The organism is Bradyrhizobium sp. B039, from assembly GCF_038965675.1.
In the GTDB taxonomy this organism is placed as follows: domain Bacteria; phylum Pseudomonadota; class Alphaproteobacteria; order Rhizobiales; family Xanthobacteraceae; genus Bradyrhizobium; species Bradyrhizobium diazoefficiens.
The window spans coordinates 834,196-845,085 of the sequence record NZ_CP152416.1; the positions used below are offsets into that span (position 1 = coordinate 834,196).

At 65.9% G+C, this 10,890-nt stretch carries 11 protein-coding genes; 6 read left to right on the forward strand and 5 right to left on the reverse strand.

All coding sequences use genetic code 11. The features are described from left to right. Window positions 1-173 precede the first annotated feature (173 nt). The 5 genes from AAFG50_RS03930 (at window position 174) to AAFG50_RS03950 (ending at window position 5,878) form a co-directional block, all read left to right on the forward strand. Window positions 174-1,967 (forward strand): potassium/proton antiporter, encoded by a 1,794-nt coding sequence (locus tag AAFG50_RS03930; RefSeq protein WP_028175936.1) that lies wholly within the window; start codon window positions 174-176, stop codon window positions 1,965-1,967. Between the two features lie 516 nt (window positions 1,968-2,483). Beyond that, window positions 2,484-3,062 carry a methyltransferase domain-containing protein gene (locus tag AAFG50_RS03935; RefSeq protein WP_028175935.1) on the forward strand — a complete coding sequence of 193 codons (579 nt, stop codon included), beginning with the start codon at window positions 2,484-2,486 and terminating at the stop codon, window positions 3,060-3,062. Window positions 3,063-3,072: 10 nt separating this feature from the next. Then, window positions 3,073-3,732: a DedA family protein gene (locus AAFG50_RS03940; RefSeq protein WP_011090886.1), complete on the forward strand. Its 660-nt coding sequence runs from the start codon at window positions 3,073-3,075 to the stop codon at window positions 3,730-3,732. A gap of 239 nt (window positions 3,733-3,971) precedes the next feature. Further along, window positions 3,972-4,841 carry a UDP-2,3-diacylglucosamine diphosphatase gene (locus tag AAFG50_RS03945; RefSeq protein ID WP_028175934.1) on the forward strand — a complete coding sequence of 290 codons (870 nt, stop codon included), beginning with the start codon at window positions 3,972-3,974 and terminating at the stop codon, window positions 4,839-4,841. Continuing rightward, on the forward strand, window positions 4,841-5,878 hold the full coding sequence (locus tag AAFG50_RS03950) for a glycosyltransferase family 1 protein (protein ID WP_028175933.1): 1,038 nt from the start codon (window positions 4,841-4,843) through the stop codon (window positions 5,876-5,878). The genes AAFG50_RS03945 and AAFG50_RS03950 overlap by 1 nt, the downstream gene beginning before the upstream one ends. Window positions 5,879-5,915: 37 nt before the next feature. Here the strand turns inward: AAFG50_RS03950 and modC are convergent, their stop codons facing one another. The 5 genes from modC to mepA all read right to left on the reverse strand — a co-directional run bounded on the left by modC (window position 5,916) and on the right by mepA (window position 10,249). Next, window positions 5,916-6,578: a molybdenum ABC transporter ATP-binding protein gene (modC, locus tag AAFG50_RS03955; RefSeq protein WP_028175932.1), complete on the reverse strand. Its 663-nt coding sequence runs from the start codon at window positions 6,576-6,578 to the stop codon at window positions 5,916-5,918. 2 nt (window positions 6,579-6,580) lie between these two features. Further along, the gene (gene modB / locus AAFG50_RS03960) at window positions 6,581-7,276 is read right to left on the reverse strand and encodes a molybdate ABC transporter permease subunit (protein WP_011090882.1); all 696 of its coding nucleotides are present in this window, start codon (window positions 7,274-7,276) and stop codon (window positions 6,581-6,583) included. 13 nt (window positions 7,277-7,289) lie between these two features. Continuing rightward, window positions 7,290-8,072, reverse strand: coding sequence for a molybdate ABC transporter substrate-binding protein (gene modA, locus AAFG50_RS03965; protein WP_028175931.1), 783 nt, complete (start codon window positions 8,070-8,072; stop codon window positions 7,290-7,292). A gap of 208 nt (window positions 8,073-8,280) precedes the next feature. Further along, complete coding sequence (locus tag AAFG50_RS03970) at window positions 8,281-8,784, reverse strand: hypothetical protein (RefSeq protein WP_028175930.1); 504 nt, start codon at window positions 8,782-8,784, stop codon at window positions 8,281-8,283. Between the two features lie 520 nt (window positions 8,785-9,304). Further along, the gene (gene mepA / locus AAFG50_RS03975) at window positions 9,305-10,249 is read right to left on the reverse strand and encodes a penicillin-insensitive murein endopeptidase (protein ID WP_028175929.1); all 945 of its coding nucleotides are present in this window, start codon (window positions 10,247-10,249) and stop codon (window positions 9,305-9,307) included. Window positions 10,250-10,387: 138 nt separating this feature from the next. On the opposite strand from mepA, the gene AAFG50_RS03980 reads away from it, so the two are divergent. Next, entirely contained in the window at window positions 10,388-10,831 is a 444-nt protein-coding gene (locus AAFG50_RS03980; RefSeq protein ID WP_074077627.1) for a L,D-transpeptidase, read from the forward strand. The last annotated feature ends 59 nt before the right edge of the window (window positions 10,832-10,890 follow it).

The window sequence follows — 10,890 nt, forward strand, 5'->3', positions numbered from 1 at the left end:
AGGGCGCCGCAGAATCCCACAAAGGGTGCGGTCCGGCCATCGATACACCGCTATGTGAAGCGCGTTAAGGCCGCAAAATACGGGCAGATTGCCGCGAGCGGGAGAAAATGGGTTGGCGCGCCGGTGCAGCGACGATAAGGATGCAAATCCAGCTATTTTTACCCGGAAGGTGGATGGCCTCTCTCGACTCTGTCAGCCTCGCCATATTGCTCGGCGCCGTCCTGGTGATGGCGGGTATCCTGTCGAGCCTGCTTGCGCTGCGCTTCGGCGCGCCCTTGCTGCTCGTCTTCCTTGTGATCGGCATGCTCGCCGGCGATTCCGGTCCCGGGCAGATCCAGTTTGACGACGTCCGCACCACCTATCTGGTCGGCTCGGTGGCGCTGGCCCTGATCCTGTTCGACGGCGGCCTGAAGACGCGCTTTGCCAGCATCCGCACCGTGCTTGCGCCATCCGTGGTGCTCGCGACCGTCGGCGTGCTGCTGACCGCGCTGATCACGGCGCCGTTCGCCAAATACGCGCTCGACCTCAACTGGACGGAGTCGCTGCTGGTCGGCGCCGTGGTGGCCTCGACCGATGCGGCCGCCGTGTTCCTGCTGGTCCATACCCAGGGCCTGCGCCTGCGTCCGCGCGTCGGTGCGACGCTGGAGGCCGAGTCCGGCACCAACGACCCCTTCGCGATCTTCCTCACCCTGATGCTGGTCGAATACATCTCGCTGGGATCGAGCTCGGCGGGGCACGTGCTGATGGAGTTCCTGCAGGAGGCGGTGCTGGGCGCCGTCGTCGGCTTCTTCGGCGGACGTCTCGTCGTCATCGCGCTCAACCAGGTGGCGCTCCCGCAGGGCCTGCATGCGCCGTTCGTGACCACAGGCGCGCTCGTGATCTTCGGCGGCTCGCAGATCATGCATGCCTCGGGCTTCCTCGCGGTCTATCTCGCCGGCATCATCATCGGTAACCGGCCTACGCGCGCGCATAATTCGGTGGTGACCTTCCTCGATGCCGCGACCTGGCTGGCGCAGATCGTGATGTTCGTGCTGCTCGGTCTCCTGGTCTCGCCGAGCCGGCTCGGCGCCAGCGTTTTGCCGGCTGTCGCCGTCGCGCTCGTGCTGATGCTGGTCGCACGGCCGCTCGCGGTGTTCGTCTGCCTGGCGCCATTCCGCTTCAACTGGCGCGAAAGGATCTTCATCGCCTGGACGGGCCTGCGCGGTGCCGTCGCTATCTTCCTGGCGTCGATCCCGATGCTGGTCGGCCTGTCCAAGGCCTATCTCTATTTCGACGTCGCCTTCGTCGTCGTCATCATCTCGCTGCTCTTGCAAGGCTGGACCCTGGCGCCGGCCGCACGCAAGCTGCACGTCGCGCTGCCGCGCGCCGAGCGCGGCCCGAGGCGTGTCGAACTGGATCTGCCCGGCCAGCTCGAGCAGCAGCTCGTCGGCTATCCGGTGCGATCCAAGAGCCTGTACTTCCGCCGCGGCCTGATCCCGTCCTGGTCGAAGCCGACGCTGGTGATCCGCAACGAGAACATTCTGACGCCGACGGAGGCCGATCCGATCGCGCCCGGCGACTACATCTATCTGCTGGCGCCGCCGGAAAAGGCCGAGTCGCTCGACCGCTTCTTCGTCGACATGCAGCCGAGCACCGCGCCGGACCCGCATCTGCTCGGCGACTTCATGGTCTCCGGCGAGCACACGCTCGCCGAGCTCGCCGAGATCTATGGCGTGAAGGTGAGCGAGGACGAAGGCAAGCTGACCTTGGCCGACTATTTCGACGTCCATCTCGACCGCGCGCCGAAAGAGGGCGCTGAGCTTGCGCTGGACGAGATCGTGCTGGTCGCACGCAGCATCTCCGGCGGCCGCGTCAACGTCGTGGGCCTGCGTCTGCCGGAAGACGAGGAAACGCCCGCGCCATTGACGCGCTGGCAGGCGCTGCGGCGCAAGCTGGCGGAGCTGTGGACCTCGGTGGCGGGGGTTTAGGGGGCTTCGCGCGTGGCTGTGAGAGTTGTTGAAGCGAAATGCCTCCCCAACGTCGTCCTGGCGAAAGCCAGGACCCATTACCACCGGCGGCAGTTTTGCGAAGACACGTGGTGACCATCTGTCCCAGCGACTCCTCCGTGGGGTAATGGGTCCCGGCCTTCGCCGGGACGACGGCGGAGGGTGTGGTTCCACCAACAGTGCCCGCATCGAGGAGTCTCTCCTTCGCGCTCGCTGCCGGCTTTTTGTCCAATTCATTGCGGCAACCTTGCGGCTCCATCCAGCGCGAACGTCGCGGATGTTTTTTTGCAAGATGCGCATTCGCGACAGACTCTCGCAATGTAGGCGTGAGACTGAAGCCACTATTGGGTCGGGCTTGATCATCCTGCCAGGCCCGACATGGCTCACCTGCGCGACGCTCCGCGTTCGATGCGGACACGCGCAAGCGGAAAGACATTTGAATGACCTTGGTACTGAACCGCACCTGCGAGACCGACTGCATCGCGAGGGAGATCTCGCATGTCGTCTGCTGACATCCTGCCGTTCTTCCGCGCCTGGATTCGCGATCCTTTGCGTGTCGCAGCGGTTGCGCCGTCGGGACCCGCCGCGTCGTCGCTGATGGCGCAGGAGATTACGGCCGAGACTGGCCCCGTCATCGAACTCGGCCCCGGCACCGGCGTGTTCACCCGCGCATTGCTCGATCGCGGCGTCCGGCAGCAGAATCTGACGCTGGTCGAATACGGCTCCGATTTCATCCCGTTGCTGCAGCAGCGCTTCCCCGGCGCGCGCGTGCTGTGGATGGATGCGGCCTGGCTGGTGAGAGAAAAACTGTTTGAAGGGGCGCCGGTCGGCGCCGTCGTCAGCGGCCTCGGATTGCTCACGATGCCGCCAGGAAAAGTGCTGGCGATTCTCGATGGCGCGTTTGCCTATCTCCGTCCGGGCGGCGCGTTTTTCCAGATCACGTACGGCCCGCGCTGTCCCGTCCCTGATGCGATCCTCGATCATCTCGATCTGCAGGCAAGTTGCATCGGGCAGACCTATCGCAACCTGCCTCCGGCCTCGGTGTACCGGATCAGCCGCCGTCCCCCCTGCGCGTGATCGAGGCACCATGGACACGTCGAGCACGATCGCAATGTTTCTGCACTTCGGCCTGCTGGGCATTGGTTGCCTGGCGATCGCCGAGAAATTCATTCCGCTGTTTCCGTCCTACGTTCTGTTGATGCTGCTCGGTCTCACCGTGTCCGACGGCGCATCGCTGGCCATGACCATCGTGGCGACAAGTGTTGGATCGGTCGTCGGCGCGCTCGGCTGGTACGGGCTTGGCCGCGCGCTCGGCTCGCAGCGGATCGAGCGACTGGTGAGGACTTACGGCAAATACGTGCTGCTGCGGCCCTCGTTCTATCAGCAGCTCACCGATGCCTATCGCGGCAACCATTTCTGGGTCACGCTGATCGGCCAGACGCTGCCGACCGTGCGGATCTATCTGGCGTTGCCGGCCGGCGTGCTGCAACTGGAGCCGCGCGCCTTCGTCACCGCCACCGCAATCGGCACCGTGATCTGGAACATGCCGTTCCTGAGCCTCGGCTATGTGCTGCGCGACAGCGGTCAGGATCCCGTCAGCATCGGCTTCTGGGTGGTCGCCATCCTCGTCGCTGTGGAGGTCGCGATCATTCTCGGACTTCGCCTTTACACGCACGCGATCGCGCGGCCGCGCCTCGCGTCGTCGCGCGCCATCGCCGCCCCCAAGGCCGTGGAGGAGATCGCATGAGACCCCTGTTGTCCCGGTTTCGGTCCGGCTCGCACACGCTTGAGCATCTCACCGCCGCGGTGCTGATCCTGCTCGCCGGCCTTCAGTTCGGTGTCGCGGCGTCCGACGGGCGGCATCGCGGCGCCCAGTTCGCGCTCCTGGTTCTTGCCGTCGGCGTCTATTGGCATCGCTCGATCTTCCGGCGCCGCGCCAACCGCGATGTGACGAAGGCGGTCGCGGGATTGGCGGAAGCTGCCGCGATGGCATTCCTGCGCGATGACAATCGCGGCGACCGGCCGGCGCAGAGTCCGGACAGGGATGCGGCTTTGCCGTCCGACGTCGTCAAGGTCAGGAGCTTGTTCATCTCCGATGTCCATCTTGGGACGAGGGGATGCCAGGCCGAGCGGCTGATCGACTTTCTCCATCACCATGACGCCGACACTGTGTTCCTGGTCGGCGACATCGTCGATGGCTGGTACCTGCGGTCGAGCTGGTACTGGCCAGGCACGCACAATGCAGTGGTGCAGGCGCTCGTAGATATCGCGCGGCGCGGCAAGCGGATCGTCTATGTAGCCGGCAATCACGACGAGTTCGTGCGCGACTATGTCGGCTCGACCTTTGGCAGCGTCGAGGTGGTTGAGCACGCGATCCACCGGGGCGTCGACGGCCGCGCTTATCTCGTCGTCCATGGCGATCACTTCGATCTCGTCGTACGCCACGCCCGCTGGCTGGCGCTGCTCGGCGATGTCGGCTACCGCACGGCGCTTGCCTCCAACGTCTGGCTCAACTGGATCCGGAGTCGGTTCGGGCTCGCCTATTGGTCGTTCTCGTCCTGGGCGAAGCTGCGGGTCAAGAATGCGGTCAATCACATCGGCCGCTTCGAGGAGATCCTGTCGTCGGAGGCAAGGCGGCACGCTGCGCAGGGCGTGATCTGCGGCCACATCCATCACGCGGCGATGCATGACGAGTTCGGCATTCGCTACATCAACACCGGCGACTGGGTGGAATCCTGCACCGGTGTCGTCGAGCACCATGACGGCCGGTTCGAGATCATCCGCTGGGTCGAGGCGCGGCCCCAGCAGATGCCGGGGCCGTCGAGCGTGGTGCCGTTCGCACGGGCGGTCGCCTGATGCGCGTGCTGGTGGCGACCGACGCCTGGCGCCCACAGATCAACGGCGTGGTGCGCTCGCTCGAATATCTCGCCAGCGAAGCGCCTTCGTTCGGCGCCAGTATCGGCTTCCTCACGCCGGGCGATTTCCCCACCGTGCCGCTGCCCGGCTACCGGGAGATCCGCCTCGCGCTGGCCTCGGTGGGGCGAATCGAGCGCGCGATCAAAGGCATGGGTCCGGATTCCGTGCACATCGCGACCGAGGGGCCGATCGGGTGGATCACTCGCCATGTCTGCCAGACCCGCGGCTATCCGTTCACGACGAGCTATCACACCCGCTTTCCTGAATATCTGGCGGAGCGGCTGCCGGTGCCGCTGAGGTGGAGCTATGCGGTACTGCGCCGTTTCCACAACGGCGGCGACGGCATCATGGTCGGCTCGCCGACGCTGGAACAGGCCCTGAAGGCGCATGGCTTCCGCAACCTGATGCCTTGGTCGCGCGGCGTCGATGCCGTGCTGTTTCGTCCGCGCAGCGTGCAGCCGCTCGCCTTTCCGGCGCCGGTGTTCCTGTATGTCGGCCGCATCGCGGTCGAGAAGAACCTCGAGGCTTTCCTTGCCTTGGACCTGCCGGGCTCGAAGGTCGTGGTCGGCGACGGGCCGTTGCGTGCGAGCCTGCAGGCGCGGTTTCCGCAGGTCCATTTTCTCGGCACGCGAACCGGGCGAGCACTCGCCGATGTCTACGCGTCAGCCGATGTCTTCGTCTTTCCGAGCCTGACCGATACGTTCGGGTTGGTGATCCTCGAAGCGTTGGCGTGCGGCCTGCCGGTTGCGGCCTTCCCGGTGATGGGGCCGCTCGATGTGATCGGAGAGTCCGGATGCGGCTGTCTCGATGCCGACCTGCGCCGCGCGGCGCTCGCCGCCCTGCAGGTGCCGCGCGAAAAATGCCGGGCCTATGCCCTGACCTTCACTTGGCAGGAAAGCGTGCGGCAGTTTCTCGACAACGTCAAGCGGGCGCATGGCATGCTGACCGACGCCGCGCGGCCGCTATTCGCGAGCTGAGGACGACAAGCAAAAGAGCGGCAACGTCACAAGCCCCTCACGTCAGCACCTTCACCCCGCCGAACGACGTCACGCGCCCCTCTTTCAGCATCACGATTTGCGTCGCGAGCTGGCGCAACTCGGCGACGTCGTGGCTGACATAGACCATCGGGACGTTGGCCTCATCCCGCAGCCGCACCAGATAGGGCAGGATCTCGAGCTTGCGGCCTTCGTCGAGCGCGCCGAGCGGCTCGTCGAGCAGCAGCAGGCGCGGTTTGGACAACAGCGCGCGGCCGAGCGCGACGCGCTGGCGCTCGCCGCCGGAGAGTTTTCCGGGACGGCGGTCAAGCAAGGCACCGATGTCGAGCAGGTCGATGACGCGCCTGTGCTGGGCAGGATCGGGTGCAAGGCGGTTCATCCGTCGTCCATAGTCGAGATTCTGCGCAACGTTGAGATGCGGGAACAGCCGCGCGTCCTGGAACACATAGCCGATGCGGCGGCGCCAGGGCGGCACATGAATGCCAGCCGCGGTGTCGTCCACGGTCTCGCCGTCAATCACGATGGTGCCGCGGTCGGGCCGCAAGAGCCCGGCGATCATGTTGACCAGCGAGGTCTTGCCGGCGCCTGATGCACCGAACAGGCCGATGACGCGCCCTTCGCCGATGAACGATGCGTGAAGCGAGAACTCGCCGAGCTGCTTTTCGACATCGACCCGCAGCATGGTCAATTCCCGTGCAATCGCGCGGTGGCGCGGCGGGCGAACCACTCGGCGGCAATCAGCGCACCCAGCGCCAGGATGACCGAGACGATCACGAGGCGGCCCGCCGCGGCATCGCCATCGGGCGTCTGGATCAACGAATAGATCGCCGAGGAAATCGTCTGGGTCTCGCCGGGAATGTTGGAGACGAAGGTGATGGTCGCGCCGAACTCGCCGATCGCTTTCGCGAAGCCGAGCACCATGCCGGCGAGCACGCCGGGCAGCGCCAGCGGCAGCGTCACGGTGAAGAACACTTTCCACGGTGCCGCGCCAAGCGTCTCCGCGGCCTGCTCCAGCTTGCGGTCGATCGCCTCGATCGACAGCCGCATCGGGCGTACCAGCAGCGGAAACGACATCACGCCGCAGGCGAGCGCCGCGCCGGTCCAGCGGAACGCGAAGACGATGCCGAGATGGTCGGCGAGGAAGCCGCCGACGAGGCCGCGGCGGCCGAAGGTGAGAAGCAGCAGATAGCCGGTCACGACCGGCGGCAGCACCAGCGGCAGGTGCACCAGCGCATCGAGCAGCGACTTGCCCCAGAAATCGCGTCGCGCGAGCAGCCATGCCAGCGCAATGCCGAACGGCGTCGCCACCAGCGTTGCGATCACGGCGACCCTGAGCGAGAGCAGGATCGCAGTCCATTCGGCAGGTGAGATCTCGGACATCAAGTCGCAGATATCACGTCGTGGGGCTGATCAGGAACTTGAAGCCGTATTTTTCCAGGATCGTCTTGGCCGCGGTCGAGCGCAGGAAGGCGAGATAGTCGCCGGTCTCGCCCTTCGCGGTCACGGTCGCGGCAACGGGATAGATGATCGCGGGATGCGAATCCGCCGGGAAGGTGCCGACGATCTTCACGCCCGGCTCGACCTTGGCGTCGGTCGAATAGACGATGCCGAGATCGGCCTCGCCGCGGGCGACCAGCGTCAGCGCGGCGCGCACGCTCTCGGCCATGGCGAATTTCGGCTCGGCCGCCTGCCACGCGCCGAGCTTCTCGAGCGCCGCCTTCGCATATTTGCCTGCTGGCACCGACTTGACGTCGCCGGTCGCGATCCTGCCGTCGCCGGCGAGCTTGGCGAGGTCGAAGCCCTGCGCGATGGTGACGTTGTCGATCTTGGAATCCTTCGGCGCGATCAGCACGATGCTGTTGCCGAGCAGGTTGACTCTGGAAGGCTCGTTGATGGTCTTCCTGGAGATCGCGTAGTCCATCCAGTCGGTGTCGGCGGAGACGAACACGTCGGCCGGCGCGCCCTGCTCGATCTGCTTGGCGAGCACCGAGCTTGCGGCATAGCTGACGCTGAACTTGACGCCGGTCTTCGCGGTGTAGGCCGCGTCGATCTCGTCGAGCGCGTTCTTCATCGAGGCGGCGGCGAACACGGTGATGGTCTTGTCCTCGGCGGCGGCGGGCGACAAAGCCGCGAGCAAAACGATGAAGGCGGAAAAAAGTACGGAAGGGCGGGACATCGGGAGCGCTCCATGCGCCTGCGCGCGCCAATAGCGCACGCAAGACGGCGTTGGTTGAGTCAGGGGTGCGATCGGCGGACGCGCTGTTCCGGGGAGCCCGACGGACTTACGGTCCCTCGGGATATCGCTGGGCGCGACCATAACAGGCTGGCGGAACAGGTCAAAGGCGACCTTTGAGGTCAAAGGCGACCTTTGGTCCGACCCTTGCCTACTCGCTCGGCAGGATCGCGATCGAGATAAAATTGTCCCTGGCGCCGCTGACCTGGAGCACCAAGGGCTGCGCCGACAGCTCGTATTTCATGGTCTTGCGGATGCCGTCGCAATCGGTCGCGCCGCTGAAGGCCACGGGCTTGAGGACATGCCCGTCCTGCACCACGTCGACCCAGGCGCCGGCCGACAGGCTGATCGTGTAGAGCCCGGCTTTCGTTGTCTTGATGCCGGTGAAGCCGGCAAAGGTGCCGTCCTTCGGCGCCCGCTCCGGCGGCGTGGGCAGCTTTGCTTCGCTCGGGGCGACCAGCCCCAGCGTAATGGCCGATGACGGCAGCGCAGCCTGTTCGCTCCCCGAAGCGAGCTTCGCACGGTCCGGCGCCGTCAGCGCGGCGCGCTCGCGCTCGATCGGCCATTTGAACTTGTCGCAGCCGCTCGGCTCTTCGGCGGCCAGAGCGGAGGTCGCACCGAGCGTGAGCGCGGCGAGGAAAATGGGGATGCGCATGTCAAATCTCATCGTTGGCCACGCGAAAGACGCGGGGCTTGCGGTCAGGCTTGTTGAAGAACGGGATGCGCGTCCCGAGATGCCGCGGGCTTACGGCGCGGCGGCAGGCCGATACTAGCGTATTTGGCTGGTGCGAACCAATCAACTCGTTCGTCAGCCCGGGCCGCGCGCCCCAATCACCACTGTCGTCCCGGACAAGCGCAGCGAAGCGGAGCGCAGATCCGGGATCCATAGCCACAGGCGGGTGTGGTCACGGGGGTTCTGAGTTGCCAGCTCGCGCCGCAACCACTCCCTGTGGTTATGAGTCCCGTGCTCGCTTCGCGCCCCGGGACGACGGCGGTGAGGAGGCGGCAGCGTCAATATCAGCTCGTCGTCCTGGACAAGCGAGCAGAGCGAGCGCTGATCCAGGACCCATACCCCCAGGATTGTGTTTGGCGAAGACTCGCAGTTGCCACTTCGCCCAACAACTCCTCCCTGGGGTAATGGGTCCTGGCTTTCGCCAGGACGACGGCGGAGAGCGTTACGGCTTCGCATCGCCGGCGTGCAGCACGACCTTGCACGCCGCCGGCATCTGCGCCAGCGTCATCGGCGGTTTCGGTTTTGGCGGCTCCGGCGGCGGCTTGGGGTGCAGCACGGCATCAGAGAACCAGTAGGCGAGATCGGCCTCCTTGCAGCCTTCGTCCTCCGACTGCGACGGCTGGCCCTCGCATTCGCCGGCACCCGGCGGGCAGCGCATGCGGATGTGGAAGTGATAGTCGTGGCCCCACCATGGCCGGATCTTCGACAGCCAGGAGCGGTCGCCCTTGGCCTCGCGGCACAGCGCCTTCTTGATCGCGGCATTGACGAAGATGCGCTGCACCGCCGGCTCCTGCGCGGCGTCGCGCAGCACCAGCACGTGGGACGGCGTGAACACCTTCGGGTCGATGTCGAGCCGGTCCTGCCGCACCATCATCACCGCGGACATTTCCTCGCGCTCCTCGCGCGAGAGCCGATGGTCGGGCATCGGCGTCAGCCAGATGTCGGCATCTAGGCCGATCTGATGGCTGGCATGGCCCGACAGCGCCGGCCCGCCGCGCGGCTGGGCGATGTCGCCGACCAGGATGCCCGGCCAGCCCGCGTCCTTGTGCGCCCTTGCCGCGAGCCGCTTGATCAGCGCGATCATCTCGGGGTGGCCGAAATTGCGATTGCGCGACAGCCGCATCACCTGCCAATTGTCGCCGTTCAGCGGCATCCGTTCGGCGCCGCCGATGCAGCCCTTGGTGTAGGAGCCGATGACATGCGCCGGCCCCTTCGAGGGCAGCAGCTTTCGCGCGAACAGCTCCTTGGCGCCGATGCTGGGATCGTTGGGGTTGGCGAGCGGCGGCAGCGGCTTTGGGTTCACGCTGCCCTTGTCCTGGGCCAGCGCGCCGCCGGCGGTCAGGAGTGTCGCGAAAAGCAGGAGAGGGACGAGGCGGCGGGGACTCATGCTGATCACCTTATAGCCCAACGCTGCGTCAGGGTTAAGAACTAGGCTTTCGACCGGCCGCCGCCTCACGGTGTCTTTACAGCCGCGGTCCGGCCCCGACACCATGCTGGCCGGACAAAAAGCTGCGGGGCTTTGGTCATGAACCGGCAATGTGCACGGCTCGCGATGCGGGTCGTGACTGCGGCGTTTGTGCTGGCGGGATGTTGCGTAACGCCGGCGCGGGCCGACCTCAGGGTGGACATCGACAAATCGTCACAGCGCATGTCGGTGCGTGTCGACGGCGCGCCGCGCTACAGCTGGCCGGTGTCGACGGGCCGCAGCGGCTACGGCACGCCGAGCGGCACCTTCCATCCGCAGGCGATGATGCGGCGCTATTTTTCGCGCAAGTACTACAATTCGCCGATGCCGCACGCGATCTTCTTCCATTACGGCTTCGCCATTCATGGCACGACCGACATTTACCGCCTGGGCGGGCCGGCCTCGCATGGCTGTGTCCGCCTGCATCCCGCGCATGCGGCCGCCCTGTTCGCGCTGGTCCAGCGCGAGGGCGCACGCAACACCACGATCCGTATTTCCAATTAGACCATCACAAAGTCGCATGCCGGCCAGCCGATTCTTAACGGCCCGATAACCGTATCCTG